We start from the raw sequence: 19105 nt of genomic DNA, 5'->3' as shown, positions 1-19105 counted from the left end.
AATTATGATTGAAAAAAGCTTTTTTAAAAATCGTATATTCTCTTTAATCTGTCTTTTTACCTGCTCGGTTTTATTCCTCACATCATGCGGTTCCAAACACGGCGTAACGCTCCTTGACAGAGCCGGCCACAAAAAAGATGCGCAGATTGATGAGACCGTAAGGGGAAGTCGCGACAACACGCCTCTTTGCCTTGTTCCCACAGCTCCCGGAACTGACACATTCGAAAACGAATATGCCCGTATCGACTATTCAAACATGTCTGAGGGCTATATTTTCGTGGCATATAAAGGAAGTTCTCCCAAAGTTAAGCTTCAGATCACAGGTCCGGACACGGTCACCTATACTTACGATATCTCAAACAATTCAAAAGAGGGCGAGGTCTTCCCTCTTCAGGCAGGAAACGGGCAGTACATGATAAATGTATATGAGAACATCACAGAGACCAAGTATTCAATGGTGTTCACGTTCCCGATAGATGTAACTCTTTCAAACGGATATAAGCCTTTCCTGTATCCAAATCAGTTCATCAACTTCGCCCCCGACTCTCTGGCTGTCAGAAAAGGTGCGGCACTTGCTTATCCTTGCAATTCCGACATCGAGGTCGTCGCAGAAGTTTATAACTTTATGATAGAAAATATCACTTACGACTATGAAGAAGCTGAAACCGTGCAAAGCGGCTATCTTCCCGACCTTGACGAGATTCTTATAACCCAGAAAGGAATCTGTCTCGACTACGCTTCGCTTATGGCTGCAATGCTTCGAAGCCAGAACATCCCTACAAAGATGGAAGTCGGCTACGCAGGAACCGCTTATCACGCATGGCTCAGCACTTATATAAAAGATGTAGGCTGGGTAAACGGAATGATCGAATTTGACGGAAAAGACTGGTCACTTCTCGATCCCACTTTTGCATCAAATACGGAAGAAAGAAAACTCGAAAACTTTATCGGAGACGGATCCAATTATTCCGTTAAGTATGTTTATTAATAATCTTCGGAGGCACCATGAAAAAAACAGACAAACAAAAAGGTCTCAGCAGTTATGAGATTGCAAGCTTTTGCAGGCAGATGGCTCTTCTTATTAAAGCAGGCATCGCTCCCGCAGACGGAATCGATATTTTGACACAGGATTCCAAAGACAATTCGGCAAAAAAGATTCTTGGAAGTATCAGCCAGACTTTGCGAAGCGGCGAAAAATTCCACATAGCTCTTGCCATGAGCAATGTTTTTCCCGATTACGTGGTACATATGGTAACAATCGGTGAAACTTCAGGAAACATGGACGTAGTTATGGATTCACTTGCCGATTACTACGAAAGGGAAGACTCCATTCAGGAGAGCGTAAAAAACGCGATCAGCTACCCTCTCATCATGATCTTTATGATGATGGTCATCGTAACTGTCCTTGTTGCCAAAGTTCTCCCGATATTTGAGCAGGTATTTGCACAGCTCGGCACCGGAATGAGTGGTTTCTCACAGTCGCTTTTGAATCTGGGAAATCTTTTGAACAAATACTCTTTTGCCCTTGTAATACTGCTTGTGATAATAGCCATGCTGTTCCTCTACTTCTCTCTTACTCCGAGCGGAAAAAGGAACTTCAAAAAGTTCATGATCAAATTTGCGCCCACAAGAAGACTTATGCAGGAACTTGAAAGCGAACGTTTCGCAAGCGGAATGGTGCTCACTCTTTCAAGCGGTATCGATACTTTCGAAGCTCTTTTACTTGTAAAAAAACTTGTTGAAAGCAAGGAAATGAAGGATAAGATCGAGGAATGCAGAAATTTCCTTATCGACGGCGACAGCTTCCCCGAAGCACTTGAAAAAGCTTCAATATTCTCTTCTTTTTATGCTCAGATGATATTGGTAGGCTTTAAATCAGGATCGATGGATAAGGCCATGAAACAGGTCGCAGAGAGATACGAAAGAGATACGGGAAGAAGAATCTACTCTCTCATCTCAGTTTTGGAACCGACGCTCGTAATAATCCTTTCGGTTATCGTAGGAATGATTCTAATGTCAGTAATTCTTCCTCTGATGGGAATTATGACAAATATTGGATAAAATATTATGACAAACAGATTTGAAGCTAAAAACGGCATATTTTCACATATTTCGGATACTTTTTACAGATGGTCTTCGCTTGTGATACTCATCGCAATATGTATCCTTTTTTACATTGCGATCGACGCATCCGGAAGAAACACGATTGAAAAGCAGCAAACTTCACTTGAAAATGCCATTAACAGGGACATTGTTCAGTGCTATTCGATTGAAGGCAGATATCCACCCAGCCTTTCATACATCGAGGAACACTACGGTCTTGTTTACGACGAATCTACTTTTTTTGTCGACTACCAGCCAATCGCATCGAACATGTACCCGGATGTAACAGTTATCAAAGTACGATAGAGGAACTATTATGGATTTTGAAGGAGCAAGAAGTCACATCATAGACATGGTCTTCGTTATATGTCTGATGTTTCTTTTTATCTTTTCCGCACTCAGCGTTATAACCATAGGCGCGAACATATATCAGAAGAATGTCACTGCTGTTGATGACAATTACCACAAGCGTACGGCCTGTGCGTACATAACGGAAAAGGTCAGACAGTCCGACGTAAAGGGCGGAATTTTTATTAAAAAAATATTCGATCAGAATGCTCTTGTTCTGCAGAACGAGGAAGACGGCATTCTTTACGACACCTACATATATGACTACGAGGGCAATCTCATGGAGCTCTTTGCCATGGATGAACTCAAAGATCTTTATCCCCAGACAGGGCAAAAGATACTTGAACTGACCAAGTTTGATATCGAATATGTAGGAGATGATACTCTTTCCGTCTACGTTATTTTAAAAGACGGAACGGAAGAGTCATTTCTTGTCAAAACAAAAAGTGTCAGTGAGGAATAAACGATGCCTGAAAATAATTCGAGAACAAGCTTGTTCCTGATGGAACTTATAATAGCGGTATTTTTCTTTTCCCTCGCCGCAGCGGTTTCTATAAGACTCTTCGTCGGCGCACACAAACTTACAGAAAAGTCCACCGCACTCAGCAATGCAACAATCTGGTCCCAGAACCTTGCGGAAGCTTTTTACGAAAGCAACGGCGACGTTTCAAAGATTGCAGAACTATACCCCTACGCATACGTCACTGAAGACGCCGTAATTCTCTTTTTCGATAAAGAATGGAATGTATTGCAGGAAGCTCACTCAGACGCCTCATATGAGGCTCTGCTGGTGGCTGAGAAAGCAGATGCTTCTTCAGTTTACTCTGATGTCAAAGACTACGGATCCACATATTCCGGAAAAGCGATTAAAGGTAACGTGGCAATACTTAATGTTAAGGAAACCGATGAAGTAATTTCTTCAATTCCAAACGACCAAGATCTCGTAATAGTTAGTTATTCGGTTGACACACCGCTCAGCCAAAAGGAGTCCAAGTGAAAAAGAAAGGTAAACACGGCATAAATATCGGAACAGCCTCTATTCTTCTGGTTTTTTCCGTTTTGTGTCTTATCTCATTTGCAACGCTTACGCTAGTAAATGCGAAAGCGGATTACAACTTAAGTAAAAATCTGTCCGACAGACAACTCGCTTACTACGAAGCATGTCATAAAGGCAATGCTTTTGTCACCGCTGTAAATTCGGGCTATCGCAAAGGAATATCAGGTGATATAATGAAGGAAAGCATACCATTAACCGACAAACAATCGCTTGAAATTGCGATAATTGCTAATAGTGCAAAAAAATCCTTCAATTCAAACAATACTTGTAGTATAATTCAGTGGCAGGTCGTTAATCACGACGATACAGAGTATGACTACTCTCTGCCGGTAATGAAATCAAGGTAACAGATAAGTTTAGCCGGTTAAAAAACGAAATTTTATCAAATTTTTATTTTTTAAATAACGTTTTAACTCGCTTTATCATAATCATGTGTTACAATATATTATGTACCGAATTACTTAATTTTGAAAAAAATTGCTTAAATTTTTTTAGCAACTAAAAATACTTTTTGGAGGTTCAATATGGGAAAAAGAATACTCATTACTGATGACGCCGCTTTCATGCGTATGATGCTTAAGGATATCCTTTCCAAGAATGGATATGAAATTGCGGGTGAAGCTGAGAACGGCAAAGTCGCAATCGAGAAATATAATGAGTTGAAACCCGACCTTGTTACTCTGGATATCACAATGCCTGAGCTTGATGGAATTGGCGCACTTAAGGGAATTAAGGCTGCAGATCCTAACGCTGTATGTATCATGTGTTCCGCAATGGGTCAGCAGGCGATGGTTATCGAATCAATTCAGGCGGGTGCTAAGGACTTCATCGTTAAGCCTTTCCAGGCAGACCGTGTTCTTGAAGCCGTTAAAAAAGCTATCGGATAATATTTACATAATGTCAAAGCGTAAAATCAAAGGCTGTCGCACTAATTAGTGTGACAGCCTTTTCTTATGCCTTTCTCCAAGGTATCCGTTTGGAAATGCTTGTTTTCGTCTGCGGTGTGATTTTCTAAGATTCATAAATGAAGAGAGCTCTCCTCTCAGCGTTGTTCGAAGCAGTCGAGTTCTCTTCATTCATGAATCTTGAAAATCATCATCCTCGTCCTAGAACTGCTCATTTCCAAACAGATACGTTGAGGATGGGCTGTCTACGAAAATAGCCTGTAAAACATAAAGCAGGTTTTCGATTCCCTAGAAGGCATTTTTAGCTCTCAGGGTCATGTACTCCGTTTTAGTCACATATATTTCAATTATTTGCTTCCCATGCTTGCAAGGACATCGTTTCTCATATCGTAGTTATCACCTATGATAAAAAATACAAATAGCCAAACCAGCAAAATAATTCCCGCGAAAGCATGGTATATTCCTATACTGTTCCCAAACACCATCAATGTAATTAATGCTGACATACTGACGCTCCTCTCGATCATTCGGTGTTTTTTACTCTACAAGATGATCTCTATCCGGTATTCCGTTCAGCTTCTTGAGCATATCATCAAATTCTACAGAATCATCCGTAATATACTCTTCAAGAATACTGTTATTTGATTCCTGTAGTTTCTCATCCCACTTAGCATCACTTTCAGAAGTCAAATCACCATCTGCAGCCTGTTCATGTCTTGTCAATATAACATAATTCTCATCAGAAGCTATCATGCCCCAATCTTCGCCGTCACTCTCAAGAACTTTAAGGGCAGCTTCAGGGCTATCGTAAATATCTTTTGCATTATTTTCATCCTGATTTGGTTGCTTTTTTTCCAAAAGGACGCAATCTCCCGCAACTTTAGTTGTATGCCACTTGCTATCGACACTCAGCTTTTCGCCGACTTCTGCCTGTATTAGAGACGCTTTATCACTTAATTTCTCTCCTTCTGTTCCTCTGCTTGTGGCAAAACATACTCCGACACCGACACAAACCATAATGGATGCCACTGTAATCCAAAACGCCGGCTTTTTGTAATTTGCAACATTTTTTATCCTACTCTTCACGTCTATTCCTCCAAATGCCACCGGGCACGCTGCAATCATACTTCTTGGCATGCTGTATTCCAGCAATACTCTGCAGTATTCTGCCTTCTCTATCTTTTCAATATTCCTTGCCACCTTTTCATCACATGCATATTCGATATCCCTGCAAAGAAGAATATATGCAATCCAGCACAAAGGATTGAACCAGTATACCGATAAAATCACGAATCCAAGAGGTTTCCATACATGATCGTATCTGCTCAGATGCGCAAACTCATGCTTTAATATGTATCCTTTCACATCTTCCGATAACGTAGATGGCAAATATACTTTCGGAGATATGATTCCGAGAATAAAAGAATCTGAAATATCATCACACTCATAGACTCCTGATGCGATCTTAACTGATGCGCTTACTCTTTCTCTTATGAGAATGTAGGTTATTACGGCATACAGCAACATCACGCCCATGCCTGCATCCCAAACAATCCCGCCAATATGCAGATAAAACATTACCTGTTCTGCCTTCGCCAATATGCTGTCATTATCTACCGAGCCGGCATTTCCCGTGAGCTCTGCATCCGATATCTGAGTAACGTTTTCATATGAATTGTCTGTCATCGTATCGGAAGCAAAATCCTTCTCATTATAAAGACCACTTACTCCACTATCGCCCTGCGCACTTTTTCCATAACTATTTCCGTCGGAATCGGTTCTCTTGTAGGAATCAGACTGAATCCGGTTTCGAAACGCACAGGAACGATCAGCTTTACTGCAACGATCAGCCATAGCATGCATATAATCCATTTAGGCATCTTTTTCCCAAGTGCCCTAACAGCGATTATCGCAATGATAAGCGCATTTACTGTGATAGCATTATTTAATACGAACAAAAATATTTGTTCCATGCGCTATACTCCCTTTATCTTGTCAATTGGATTCCGAATTAGTTACATCCTTCACCCAACCAATGTTTACATAATCACTTTTTATATAGCCTTCGCCTTCGTCGAGTTTAATCTTGTACCAGCCATCAGCTTCTTCAATAATATCAACTACTTCATCAGGAGCTAAATAACCGATACATTCAGCATCATCACCGGGGGCTTGGCGAACTTTGAGAACACCTTCAGGCGTTTCAATCAATCCAACCAATTTAGCTCCTTCAGGTATAGAATCAACGGAAGCAGCTGCATCTTCTACATTTGAAACAGGCATCAAATCTCCATTTTGCTCAGTTTTTACCGAAACATCCTCCTGATCATTGCCCTGAATCTGTGATTCCTGCTGATCTGCTGTATTTTGCTCAACAGCCGCCTGCTGCTCAGCTTCTGCCATTTGCTGCTCATCTACAGTTTTTGAGCCTTTATTTGTTGCAAAGCACACTCCCACTGCAATACACACCATAATGGATGCGATTGTGATCCAAAAAGCAGGTTTCTTATAATTTACAACATTCTTTATTCTATCCTTCACGTCTATACCTCCAAATGCCACAGGGCATGCGGCTATCATTTTTCCTGGAACGCTGTTTTCAAGCAGTATTCTGCAATATTCTGCCTTTTCGCCGTTCTCGATATTCTTAGTTACTTTTTCATCACAGGCATACTCTATATCCTTGCAAAGAAGGATATATGCCACCCAGCACAAAGGGTTAAACCAGTATACCGATAAGATTGCAAATCCAAGCGGTTTCCATATATAATCGCGCCTGCTTAAATGTGCAAATTCGTGTTTTAATATATACTTTCTTGCTTCTCCGGATAATGCCGACGGCAGATACACTCTCGGAGATATAATTCCAAGGATGAATGAATCCGAAATATCATCGCATTCATACACCTTTGAATCAATTTTCACCGAAGCACTGACTTTTTTCCTGATCAACACATATGTTGTCACGGCATACGTCAGCATTACCGCCACTCCGACAAGCCACAACAACATGCCTACATGAAACATTTTAAAATACAATTCCATAACCTTCGAACCGGAAACAATCTGCATGCTTTTTCCCACAACATTATTTACAGAAATCGGTTCTCCTGTAGGAATCATGCTGAACACACTTTCAAACTGTACAGGAACAATCAGCTTTACAGCAACAATCATCCATAGCATGCATGTAATCCATTTGGGCATCTTTTTTCCAAGAGCCCTTACTATGATGATTGCTATGATAAGCGCACTGACCGTAATGGCATTATTGAGCACGAACAAAAAAACTCGCTCCATATGCTATTCCCCTTTTATTGCATCAATCATCTTCTGTATCTCATCAACATCATCGGCCGAAAGCTTTTTACGTGAAGTAAATGCAGCAATGAATGCAGGAAGTGAACCCTCAAACGTATCCTCAATTATCTTTTCGCTTTGTGCCGCACCAAATTCCTCTTTGGTGAGAACAGATGATACAACACCGTTTTCATTTTTGAATATTCCACGCTCACACAAGCGCTTCAACATTGTGTAAGTGGTAGACTTTTTCCACTCCAGTTTTTGCTCACACAGCTTTACAAGCTCACCTGAAGGGATAGGCTCATTTTGCCATATAATATCTGCAAACTGTCTTTCTACAGCGCCTAACCTCAGTTCTTCCATCATTACCTCCGTAACTTATAAAATTTAACCCCAATCGAATTTATTGTAATTTACATTGTTTTTAAATTCAATTGACATTACCTTATCATTCTCAACAGTAAATGTGATCTTGTAGTCACCAAAGTCATATACAATTTCTTCGCCGGTATGATCTATAGTTTTTTCTTCATTTGAGCCTTCTTCATAAACGTATTCAGTCTGTGAATAAGGCTTTGTTTCGTTTGGTGTTCCGTATGCAGCTGCGAGTTCATCTTTTGTACTTCCGACTTTAATATTTCGTGAAGTAATAATGCCCGGTTTACGTGTGCCGATAGTGATTATTGATTCAGTTCCGGAATCATTTCGCGTGATCATACCGACTTCTTCATCTTTTCCGTAATAATATAATGACTGCTCACTATTTATATGTGAATCCGAAGCATTATATCCTCCCATAGCTTTATCTACAGCTTCAAAACTATCCATTACAGATGCAGAATTTCCGTTATACGTAAACCCGGCATCCTTAAGATCTCCCGAAGCCGCTTCAGATGATTCGGAATCTGTATTGACGTCATCTGTATCTGAAGAAGCTGCATCTTCTACTTCCCCGTTTTCTGCCAAAGCATCATTATCACTACTTGTACTATCCAAAATACTTGCGCCTGCTTCAGATGCATTTGATGAAACTGCGCCACACCCAACAAGTGTGGAAATCATAAGTGTTGCCAAAAGAATTGCTGTCGTTTTATTTTTCATTTCAGTCTTCTCCTATTATCTTTTAACCAATCATGTTATGACCACTTGAACTTATTGTAATTTACATTGTTTTTGTACTGAATTGATGCCACCTTATCATTCTCAACAGTGAAAACAATCGTGTAGTCACCCATATCGTAGTCGAATTCTTCTCCAAAAATCTGCTTGTATTCTTCTTCAGTCAATTCTCTTCCTGATTGAGCGTCATATGCGGTCGGGTGCTTACCGTTTGGCGTTCCGTATGCAGCCATGAGTTCATCTCTGGAACTTCCGATTGTGATACCACGTGAAGTAGTCATACCCGGTTTACACGTGCCGATAGTGATCGGTGTTTCGGTTCCGTTATCATTTCGCGTGATCATATCAACTTCTTGTTTATCTCCGTATGAATATAATGACTGCACATCCTGTATATTTGAATTTGAAGCATTATATCCTCCCAAAGCCTTATCTACTGCTTCAAAATTATCCATTATAGATACAGTCTTTCCGTTATATGTAAAATCAGTATCCTTAAGATCGCCCTTGCTTGTATTTTCTGTACCGGCTGCCACAACTGAATCACCGGCTGCAGCTTTTACATCTGCTTTTTCCTCAAGTTCGGCAACGCCGTCAGATGATATAACTTTGTTTTCAACTTCGGTCATCTGTAACTTCTGCTCATCACTTTCAACTTTCACATCTCTGCTGGTTGCAAAACACACTCCTACTGCAACGCACGCCATAATAGATGCGGTTGTGATCAAAAAAGCCGGTCTCTTATAATTTACAACATTCTTAATTCTTTTCTTCACGTCTATCCCTCCAAATGTCACCGGGCAAGCCGAAATCATAGTTCTTGGCATACTATTTTCCAATAGTATTCTGCAATATTCAGCTTTCTCACCCTTTTGAATGTTTTTAGTTACCTTTTCATCGCATGCATACTCTATATCCTCGCAAAGAAGAATATAAGCTATCCAGCATAGCGGATTAAACCAATATACCGATAAGATCAAGAAGCCAAGCGGTTTCCAAACATGATCTCGCCTGCTCAGATGTGCAAATTCATGTTTTAATATGTACTTTCTTGCTTCATCAGACAGTGTTGACGGTATATAAACTTTCGGAGATATTGTCCCAAGAATAAATGAATCTGAAATATCATCACACACATAAACCTTTGAATCAATCTTCACCGAAGTGCTGACTCTTTTCCTTATAAGTATGTATGTTATAAGAGCGTAAATCAGCATTACTGACATTCCTGCAAGCCACCCAAGTGCACCTATATGGAAAAAAATCTGCAACGGATTGATACTTACCGCCTTATCCGGTGTAAAGTTCTGACTGATCATTGGATTAACAAAACTGTCCAAGCCGTTTATACCGGAACTTATCTGCGGATTTTCTTCCAAAACGATGTTTGTTGGAATCGGTTTTCCCGAAGGTATCAAGCTAAGTACACTTTCAAACTGTATGGGAACAACCAGTTTTATCGCAACTATCATCCACAGCATGCATGAAATCCATTTAGGCATCTTTTTTCCAAATGCTCTTACCACGATGACTGCAACGATCAGTGCGCTTACGGTAATGGCATTATTCAAAATACCTATGAATAATTGCTCCATCCATTCCCTCCTTTCTTTGGTCTACTGATTGTAAACTCTTTAGTTATAGTCTACTACCATTAGACCACGCTGTCAATATACTTCTGATACAAAAAAAGATATGAAAAGCTCAAGCCTTTCATATCCCAATAATTTATTTTTTCGTGATAAGCTCCGTAAGCTCTTTACAGCACTCAGAAATCGCTTTCAAAAATCTATCACCGTACTTCTTAAATTTATTCTCTCCGACACCGGAAACTTGCAGCATTTCTTCCTTTGTTGTCGGAACCTTGGCTGACATATCTATCAATGTTTTATCATTAAAAACAATGTATGGAGGCATGTTTTCCTCACGGGCAATCTCAAGCCTAAGCTCCCTAAGTTTTTCAAAAAGCTTATATCCCGAAGATGTAAGAGAGCTCTTTTCAGTTGCCTTCTTACTCACTTTTGGTGTTTTAACAGGACGCTTGTCCTCATCTGTTATCTTGACCATAACCGAGGTAGCTGAATCTTTCAGCCTCCTTATATCTCCCATTTTCAAAACCTGATAATCTCCTACAACAAGGTATTTTTCATAAACAAGCTGATCGATAACTCTCATTAACATACTTCTGTTTATTGAATTAAGCACTCCGTACGATCTGTAGTTCGTAGCCCCCACTTCTTTTAACCTTGCCGTTTTTGCTCCAAGAACAGTATCTATGATAATTCCCCTGCCATATCTTCCTTTAGCTTCATAAACGCAATTTATTATCTTTTTTGCCGCATCAGTCATATCAAGTGTTTCAAACTCACGATTGCAGTTGCCGCAATCTTCGCAAGGCTTTTCATGGTTCTCTCCAAAATATTTCAAAATATAATTACGAAGGCACCCTGTTGTATAGCAATATCTTTCCATAACCTGCAACCTTTGATTATCCCGTTCCCTGATTGTTTCAAGATCTGCCGGATCAATATCTGCCACTTCTTTGTGCTCTAACAGAAATCTATTTATAACAATATCTTGCGGTGAAAACAAAAGAATACACTTTGATTCAAGCCCATCTCTTCCTGCACGCCCCGCCTCTTGATAGTAATTTTCCATGCTCTGAGGCATATTATAGTGAATGACAAATCTGACATTCGACTTATCAATCCCCATACCAAATGCGTTGGTAGCTACAACAATACTTTTGTAATCAAAAACAAAATCATCCTGCATCTGCTTTCTTTCAGAAGCATTCATCCCTGCGTGGTATTTTGCTGCCGCGATTCCTTTATCTGTCAATATCTCATATAAGCTGTCTACATTCTTTCTTGTGGCACAATAGATTATTCCACTTTCATTCGGATGATTATCGATATAATCCAAAATGTACTGTTCCTTATTCTTCGGTTTGTCAACTTGAAAATAAAGATTCTCCCTGTCAAATCCACCAATCAGAACATACGGATTACCTAGTCCAAGTGTACACACAATATCTTCTCTGACAGTCTCAGTCGCTGTAGCAGTAAACGCACTAATAACAGGCCTCTTGCCCAAAAGTTTCACAAACTCAACAATTTTCATGTAGCTTGGTCTAAAATCCTGCCCCCATTGCGATATACAATGAGCTTCATCAACCGTGATCATTGAAATATTTACAGACTTTGCAAGTTCTATAAACCCTTCCGTCATAAGTCGTTCAGGCGCAACATACAAGATTTTAAATTCACCATTTCCGGTCTTTTTTACCGTTTCAAAAAAATCTCTGTCAGAAAGAGAGCTATTAATATATGCAGCCGAAACTCCCGCTTCATTCAAAGAATTAACCTGATCCTGCATCAAAGAGATAAGTGGAGAAACCACTAATGTTATGCCATCCAACATCATTGCAGGTATTTGATAACATAAAGATTTTCCCGCCCCCGTAGGCATAACGGCAAATACATCTCTTCCATCTAATATTGCATCAACTATATCTTTCTGCCCCGGTCTGAAAGTGTCGTATCCAAACAGGACTTTCAGTACCTCTTCAGGGTTTTTATATTTTTTATTTATATTCAAATTGTCACTCATACCTTCACCATGTTATTTTTTATTATCATAGAAAAAGCCGGACAGCGCTTGTCTATCCGGCCACATAACATACTAATTAAGCTAATCTAAGATGCCATACTTTTTATAAAGCTTCATTCGCTCATTACCTGTAGCATTTAACGCTTTGTCAAACTCTATACTACCTGGCACTAAAATCTTAAGGAGTTTTGCAAGCATATCGCCGCCTTCCGAAATTCCTTCTTCCCAGCCTTCCTCGCGGCCTATCTCTCTTTCTGCATCAACCAATTCCTTCCACGCCTTACTAACCATGACTTGCCCCCCTTTCGCATTATCTGTAGAAATTCTGGTACCGGCAAACATATTTATCATTTCAACGGTCTTCACCTTTAATTCATCGCTTCCTGACATTATTATATCATGCAGCTTCTCACTGTCATCTGAAATATGCGATAGCGATATAATCTAAGAGGATTGACTGAAGCTTTTGTTGCACTTGTTGATAGTCATGGCACATAAAAACAGAACCCTGCATTCTTCGCTCCAAACTCGCCCATAAATGGGCTCAAACAAATGGAGCGAAAGCAGAATGCAAGATTTTGTTTTTATGCTCATGACTATTACAACTCGTGCAAATAAAGCTTCATCCAATCCTCTTTAGAAAATACTCGCTATCAGCAATTTTCAAGGAAATGAAATAAAAAACTACTATCCTATAGGATTTAAAACAATATATGCCGGAGCATCAGCATTAACAAAATACCCATCTTCAATTGTAATTTCAGCACTTTCATTAGGCTTAAGCAGAGCAATATCTCCTGTATCTGCCCATTCTTCCCAACCTTCCTCAGTGACAGCTTTTTCATTTTTATATACATTAACCTGTGTTGGTTTATCTCCTAAATTTGTCACCTCATATTTTCCACTGGGAACAAAATGTCCAATAATATTATCCGGCGCATCACTGCCTTCATTAAGTACCAAATCCTTACCATATTTTCCTTTTTCTGCATCCTTAATAATAATGCCTCCCTCACGAATAGCACTTTCTGCCTCTTCCTTAGCTTCCACTTCCTCTTTATCATCGCTTGTAGCTACAGGCTCAGCGGAAGGTTCCGTAGTTGGAGTAATTATCCCAATAATAACCATTGCAACTAATGCAATCGCAATAGAAACAATACCTATTTTCTTTGATCGCGAATTATCCATTCCTGATTTTTTTAATTTACCTGCTTTTCTAATAAAAACAATACCGACTATAAGAGCTACTAAAAAAATAACCGAAAATAAATTTGCCATTCTCATAATCCTCCTAATCTAGTTTATGTATTATCGTTATTTAGATTATAATATGCATAGAAAATTACAGGCAATAATCTACGCATTAAATTATTCTGTACGCAAGCAAGGGAATATGGATTAGTTTTAGAACTATTTTCATGGATTGTTACATTCAAGAGCATAAATAAACAGAACCGAACATTCTGTTTTCGCTCCACCTGTTTGAGCCCATTTATGGGCGAGTTTGGAGCGAAGAATGTTCGGTTCTGTCTTATTTATGCCTTGAATGTCAATACGTGAAATTAGTGATAAAACTAATCCATATCCCTGTTTGCCACAATAACTTTACGCCGTCTCCGATTTCATACCTGTATAGAGCTGGTAATACCTCTGCTTCTTTGCGATAAGCTCGTCGTGCGTGCCCTGCTCAACGATTCGGCCCTGCTCAAGGACAATTATACAATCGCTGTTCTTTACGGTAGAAAGTCTGTGAGCGATAACGAATGTCGTTCTGCCCTTCATAAGCCTGTCCATACCGTCCTGAACAATCTTCTCTGTTCTTGTATCGATTGATGATGTAGCTTCATCGAGGATAAGTACCGGAGGATCTGCAATGGCAGCCCTGGCAATTGCAAGAAGCTGTCGCTGTCCCTGTGAAAGGTTTGCTCCGTCTCCCGTGAGCATGGTGTCATAACCCTCGGGAAGCCTCTTGATAAAGCTGTGTGCATTTGCAAGCTTAGCTGCTGCGATTACTTCCTCATCAGTTGCATTAAGCTTGCCGTATCTGATGTTGTCCTTAACCGTCCCCGTAAATAAGTGCGTATCCTGAAGCACTATTCCGAGCGAGCGGCGAAGGTCCGCTTTTTTTATCTTATTGATATTGATGTTGTCATATCTGATCTTACCGTCCTGAATATCATAGAATCTGTTGATCAGGTTTGTTATCGTGGTCTTTCCTGCTCCCGTAGAACCTACAAAAGCAATCTTCTGTCCGGGTGTGGCATGAAGAACGATATCATGAAGAACCATCTTTTCATCCGTATAACCAAAGTCCACGCCGTTGAAAGTTACATCACCCTCCATCGGCTGGTAAGTTGTCGTATCGGTAGCCTTGTGATAGTGCTTCCAAGCCCAGTGACCCGTATGATGATCGGCCTCTTTTATCTCGCCGTTCTCCTCAATCGCATCGACAAGCATTACGTAGCCGTCATCCGTCTCAGGCTGTGCATCGAGAAGCTTAAAGATACGATCCGCACCGGCAAGAGCCATAACTATCGAATTAAGCTGCATGCTGACCTGGTTGATCGGCATACTGAAATTTCTGTTAAATGTAAGGAAGGATGCAAGCGCACCAACCGTAAAGCCTACGGCAATATTATCAGAAAGAGCTATCGCACCGCCTACCATCGCACAGATAACGTAACTTGTATTACCAAGCTGCGCGTTGATGGGACCAAGCGATCCCGAAAAAGCATTAGCCTTAAATGCACTGCTGCAAAGAGCTTCATTAAGCTCATCAAACTTCACAATACTCTCAGACTCGTGATTAAATACCTTAACCACCTTCTGTCCCGTCATCATCTCTTCAATGTAACCGTTAAGCGCACCGAGGCTCTTTTGCTGCTCCATAAAGTTTTTTCCCGAAGCCTTGGTTGCCATAGCTGAGCAAAAAAGCATAACTCCTACCATAACAAGAGTCACAAAAGTAAGCGGCACACTAAGGATAAACATTGATATCAGCACGCTGACAATCGTAATTCCGCTGTTAATAAGCTGAGGAATACTCTGGCTTATCATCTGCCTGAGCGTATCAATATCATTTGTATAAATTGACATGATATCGCCGTGCGCATTTGTATCAAAATACTTGATGGGAAGGCTTTCCATATGGGTAAAAAGCTCCTCACGAAGTCTTCTGAGCGTTCCCTGATTGATATATACCATTACTCTTGACTGAACGTATGCCGACAATGCGCCGAGAGCATAGAAAATTGCAACTCTTCCTATCGCACCAAGAAGCGGTCCGAAATCATTGCTTCCGCTGTCGAGCATTGGCTGTATATACGAGTCAATAAGACTTTTTGTAAAAAATGTTCCCTGAATATTTGAGGCAACCGTTATAAGTATGCACACCAAAACAGTAACCATGTGCACAGGATAATATCTAAACACATAACCCATGAGCCTTTTAAAAAGAGCTCCGGGATTTTCAATCTTAGGCTTTGGCATGCCGCGTCTGTTACCGCCGCCCGGCCCTACTTTTATCTCTTTTGCTTCTTCTGCCATAATGAATCCTCCTTAAGCCTGCTTATCAAAGTCCGCATTTGCACCACCGGTCTGCGATTCGTATACTTCTCTGTAAATAGTGTTATTCTCAAGAAGCTCTTTGTGTGTTCCAAAACCGCTGATCTGACCGTCGTCCATGACGATTATCCTGTCACATTCCTGAACGGACGCGATTCTCTGTGCAATTATAAGCTTGGTAGTTCCGGGTATTTCCTCTGCAAACGCCTTTCTGATCTTGGCATCCGTAGCGGTATCAACCGCACTTGTTGAATCGTCGAGAATAAGTATCTTGGGCTTTTTAAGAAGCGCTCTTGCAATACAAAGTCTCTGTCTCTGACCGCCTGATACATTGGCACCGCCCTGCTCTATGTATGTGTCATATCCATCGGGCATTCTCTCAATAAATTCATCTGCACAAGCCATCTTGCAGGCTCTTATGCAATCCTCTTTTGTCGCGTTCTTATCGCCCCATCTGAGGTTTTCTATTATAGTTCCGGAGAAAAGAACATTCTTTTGAAGCACCACGGAAACCTGATCCCTGAGTGTCTCCATATCATAATCTCTTACGTCGATTCCACCTACCTTAACGGCACCTTCAGTTACATCATAAAGTCTGCTGATAAGGTTAACCAAAGAAGACTTGGCAGATCCTGTTCCACCGATAATTCCGATTGTTTCACCTGACTTGATATCAATATTGATGTCTTTTAAAACAGGCTCTTCCGAAGTCGTATTGTATGCAAAATTAACATGTTCAAAGCTGATGCTTCCATCGGGAACAGCTGTAACCGCATCAGGCTTGTTTGTGATATCGGGTGTCTCTTCCAAGACTTCTGCGATACGCTTTCCGCTTGCCTGTGCCATTGTGAGCATAACAAAGATAATTGCAAGAAACATCATACTCATAAGGATATTCATGCAATAAGCAAGAAGTCCCATAAGCTCTCCTGTTGTAAGGCTTCCCGCAACGATCATGTGCGCACCGACCCAGCTGATCAGAAGAATGCACACATAAACGGTTGCTGTCATCATGGGTCCCATCTTGATAACATTCATCTCTGCCCTTACAAACATGTTGTAAATGTTTCCGGCAGCTTTTTTGAACTTATCATTCTCATAGTCCTCACGAACATAAGCCTTTACCACTCTGATTGCGGAAACATTCTCCTGAACGCTCTCATTGAGTTCATCATATTTTTCAAAAACTTCTTTGAAATAAACAGTCGCCTTACTCATGATAATAACCATGAACGCGGCAAGAACACCTACAGCCACGAGATAGATCGTAGCAAGCTTGGGGTTGATCATAAATGACATGATCATCGCGCCTATAACGGTCGCCGGCGCTCTCATTGCCATTCGAAGAAGCATCATATATGCATTCTGAATATTGGTGACATCGGTTGTAAGCCTTGTTACAAGACCCGATGTAGAAAATTTGTCTATATTGGAAAAAGAAAAAGTCTGAATATTATCGAACATAGCCTTTCTAAGGTTCTTTGCAAGGCCTGTGGACGCCTTTGATCCGTAGTACGCTCCTCCAAGTCCCGCAGCGAGTCCAAACAGAGCAATCAAAAGCATCATCACACCCACTCTGAAAATGTACGCCATATTCTCGCCGTATATTCCGTTGTCGACAATCTTTCCCATGAGCTTTGGGATGATCATCTCCGCCGCAACCTCACCTATCATGCACAGCGGCGTCAAAACGGATACGAGCTTATATTCTTTTAGTTCTTTACCTAACGTTTTTATCATAGTCTCTCTCCTGTTGTAATCTTCAATCAAGTATTATATAACTAAAAAAAATTGTGTTCAATTGATTTTATAGTTATTTAAGATTAAAAAAGCACCTTCTTTCATCACCGGACTTGGTTTAGAACCAACATCCAAGAAAGAGGTGCTTTCTATTTTTAATAGTAAATCAATTTTTCTTAAAGCTGAGGATCAGGAGTATTCGGTGTTCCTTCAGGCTGCGGTGCAAGAACAACCGGTGTTCCTTCTGGCTGCGGTGCAGGTGCCGCAGGCGCTCCTGCCGGCTGTGGTGCAAGGATATCAAGATGATATCCTGTTTCATCATATGCTGCCTGTATCATAACATCATGATCAAATATATTTCTGAATCTGAAATCTTTTCTGGTCTTATATGCAATAGCTGCATCATCTCCCTGCTTATAGTAGTCAACAGGTTTTGAATGATTGTGTCTTTCAACAATCTTGCAACCGGCATTCATTGCTGCGTGGTAAAGAGCGCTGCTTATCTTACATACGCCTCCGCCGTAATCATATCCTCCGACAACATGTGCAATAACATATCCTCTTTCAGGTGGTGTTCCTCTTCCAATCGTACTTGCATATGAGAATGTCTCTCCGGGTTTTACAATATATCCGTTTATATATCCGCATGCAACTCTTGCGTTTACGTTATTTGCATCCTCATTAGCGGGATACAACATGATATCTTCATGACCGATGCTTGCCCAAGCTATATTTTCAGGTGCCGGAGCCGGAGCTTCAGCGACGGGCGATTCAATTACAACTTCCTGTGTAGCTTCATTATTTTCAACCGGAATAGTTACTTCTGCGCCGGCTTCAACTGTTTCGGTAATTCCTTCCTGATCTCCCGGAGCAAATGTTTCTTCCATGTGTACAAAAACTTCTTCAGATGTTGATGAAACCTTACCATATCCGGTGATTGTTGCGCACAGCACCGGCACTGCGATTGCCATAGTAATACTTTTCTTTCTCATTGCTTGCACGTAATTCCTTTTTTCTAGATTTTTTCAATAAAAAAGTGCCTGTGGCACTTCAACTCCCCTGCCCCTCACTCATGAGGGGTTGGGGTTGTTTTTTGCCTTAAATCTTCCATAATGGTTTTATGAAACGGAATACATTACAAGAATTGTTCATCGACCATTACGAAGAAATTCAATATACTCTTCATCCACGGTCATCTGTCACGGAAAACATAGACAAGATGATCAACTGTGGTGACCCTGCATTTGGAGGTGCCATGTATGGCTGCCCCAAATGCGGGAATTTTAAGTTTGTTCCTTTTCGATGTCATTCTCGTTTCTGTCCCTCCTGCGGTGCCAAGTACTCTATTGAGAGA

21 protein-coding genes are annotated in these 19105 nt (G+C 40.7%); 8 read left to right on the top strand and 13 right to left on the bottom strand.

Annotated elements, in window-relative coordinates; translation table 11 throughout:
• Positions 1-4: 4 nt before the first annotated feature.
• From BM398_RS10075 to BM398_RS10045, 7 genes are all read left to right on the top strand, one after another.
• Positions 5-988: a transglutaminase-like domain-containing protein gene (locus BM398_RS10075; RefSeq protein WP_242949800.1), complete on the top strand. Its 984-nt coding sequence runs from the start codon at positions 5-7 to the stop codon at positions 986-988.
• Between the two features lie 17 nt (positions 989-1005).
• Positions 1006-2061, top strand: a complete 1056-nt coding sequence (locus BM398_RS10070) for a type II secretion system F family protein (protein ID WP_092337547.1) — start codon at positions 1006-1008, stop codon at positions 2059-2061.
• A 6-nt stretch (positions 2062-2067) separates the two neighbouring features.
• Positions 2068-2409 (top strand): hypothetical protein, encoded by a 342-nt coding sequence (locus BM398_RS10065; RefSeq protein ID WP_026654157.1) that lies wholly within the window; start codon positions 2068-2070, stop codon positions 2407-2409.
• Positions 2410-2419: 10 nt separating this feature from the next.
• Complete coding sequence (locus BM398_RS10060) at positions 2420-2914, top strand: DUF4860 domain-containing protein (protein ID WP_092337546.1); 495 nt, start codon at positions 2420-2422, stop codon at positions 2912-2914.
• 3 nt (positions 2915-2917) lie between these two features.
• Positions 2918-3448, top strand: coding sequence for a hypothetical protein (locus BM398_RS10055; protein ID WP_092337545.1), 531 nt, complete (start codon positions 2918-2920; stop codon positions 3446-3448).
• Positions 3445-3855 carry a hypothetical protein gene (locus BM398_RS10050; RefSeq protein ID WP_051199050.1) on the top strand — a complete coding sequence of 137 codons (411 nt, stop codon included), beginning with the start codon at positions 3445-3447 and terminating at the stop codon, positions 3853-3855. The genes BM398_RS10055 and BM398_RS10050 overlap by 4 nt, the downstream gene beginning before the upstream one ends.
• 177 nt (positions 3856-4032) lie before the next feature.
• Positions 4033-4395, top strand: a complete 363-nt coding sequence (locus BM398_RS10045; RefSeq protein ID WP_022764589.1) for a response regulator — start codon at positions 4033-4035, stop codon at positions 4393-4395.
• Positions 4396-4760: 365 nt separating this feature from the next.
• Here BM398_RS10045 and BM398_RS17155 read toward each other — a convergent pair whose 3' ends face one another.
• From BM398_RS17155 to BM398_RS09990, 13 genes are all read right to left on the bottom strand, one after another.
• On the bottom strand, positions 4761-4919 hold the full coding sequence (locus BM398_RS17155; RefSeq protein WP_175531909.1) for a hypothetical protein: 159 nt from the start codon (positions 4917-4919) through the stop codon (positions 4761-4763).
• A gap of 31 nt (positions 4920-4950) precedes the next feature.
• Positions 4951-6099: a M56 family metallopeptidase gene (locus BM398_RS10040; protein ID WP_175531908.1), complete on the bottom strand. Its 1149-nt coding sequence runs from the start codon at positions 6097-6099 to the stop codon at positions 4951-4953.
• A 38-nt stretch (positions 6100-6137) separates the two neighbouring features.
• The gene (locus BM398_RS17150) at positions 6138-6386 is read right to left on the bottom strand and encodes a penicillin binding protein (protein WP_175531907.1); all 249 of its coding nucleotides are present in this window, start codon (positions 6384-6386) and stop codon (positions 6138-6140) included.
• Between the two features lie 22 nt (positions 6387-6408).
• The gene (locus tag BM398_RS10035) at positions 6409-7713 is read right to left on the bottom strand and encodes a M56 family metallopeptidase (RefSeq protein WP_092337543.1); all 1305 of its coding nucleotides are present in this window, start codon (positions 7711-7713) and stop codon (positions 6409-6411) included.
• Positions 7714-7716: 3 nt separating this feature from the next.
• Positions 7717-8079 carry a BlaI/MecI/CopY family transcriptional regulator gene (locus BM398_RS10030; RefSeq protein ID WP_092337542.1) on the bottom strand — a complete coding sequence of 121 codons (363 nt, stop codon included), beginning with the start codon at positions 8077-8079 and terminating at the stop codon, positions 7717-7719.
• 24 nt (positions 8080-8103) lie between these two features.
• Entirely contained in the window at positions 8104-8817 is a 714-nt protein-coding gene (locus BM398_RS10025) for a DUF2845 domain-containing protein (protein ID WP_092337541.1), read from the bottom strand.
• A 35-nt stretch (positions 8818-8852) separates the two neighbouring features.
• The gene (locus tag BM398_RS10020) at positions 8853-10430 is read right to left on the bottom strand and encodes a M56 family metallopeptidase (RefSeq protein ID WP_092337540.1); all 1578 of its coding nucleotides are present in this window, start codon (positions 10428-10430) and stop codon (positions 8853-8855) included.
• Positions 10431-10563: 133 nt separating this feature from the next.
• Positions 10564-12447, bottom strand: a complete 1884-nt coding sequence (gene recQ / locus BM398_RS10015; RefSeq protein ID WP_092337539.1) for a DNA helicase RecQ — start codon at positions 12445-12447, stop codon at positions 10564-10566.
• Between the two features lie 81 nt (positions 12448-12528).
• On the bottom strand, positions 12529-12738 hold the full coding sequence (locus tag BM398_RS10010; RefSeq protein ID WP_139233810.1) for a hypothetical protein: 210 nt from the start codon (positions 12736-12738) through the stop codon (positions 12529-12531).
• Positions 12739-13134: 396 nt separating this feature from the next.
• Positions 13135-13725, bottom strand: coding sequence for a hypothetical protein (locus BM398_RS10005; RefSeq protein ID WP_092337537.1), 591 nt, complete (start codon positions 13723-13725; stop codon positions 13135-13137).
• A gap of 327 nt (positions 13726-14052) precedes the next feature.
• A complete protein-coding gene (locus BM398_RS10000; RefSeq protein ID WP_092337536.1) occupies positions 14053-15993 on the bottom strand; it encodes an ABC transporter ATP-binding protein in 1941 nt (646 codons plus the stop codon).
• A gap of 12 nt (positions 15994-16005) precedes the next feature.
• On the bottom strand, positions 16006-17751 hold the full coding sequence (locus tag BM398_RS09995; RefSeq protein WP_092337535.1) for an ABC transporter ATP-binding protein: 1746 nt from the start codon (positions 17749-17751) through the stop codon (positions 16006-16008).
• A 176-nt stretch (positions 17752-17927) separates the two neighbouring features.
• Entirely contained in the window at positions 17928-18743 is an 816-nt protein-coding gene (locus BM398_RS09990; protein WP_092337534.1) for a VanW family protein, read from the bottom strand.
• Positions 18744-18871: 128 nt separating this feature from the next.
• Here BM398_RS09990 and BM398_RS17610 point away from each other — a divergent pair.
• Positions 18872-19105, top strand: a 234-nt coding sequence (locus BM398_RS17610; protein WP_175531906.1) for a transposase zinc-binding domain-containing protein, incomplete at its 3' end; no start/stop codon positions are given.

The sequence above is a fragment of the Butyrivibrio sp. M55 genome (genome assembly GCF_900116865.1).
In the GTDB taxonomy this organism is placed as follows: domain Bacteria; phylum Bacillota; class Clostridia; order Lachnospirales; family Lachnospiraceae; genus Butyrivibrio.
Note: the sequence above shows the minus strand (reverse complement) of the source record. Positions and strands in the feature narration are given on the sequence as shown.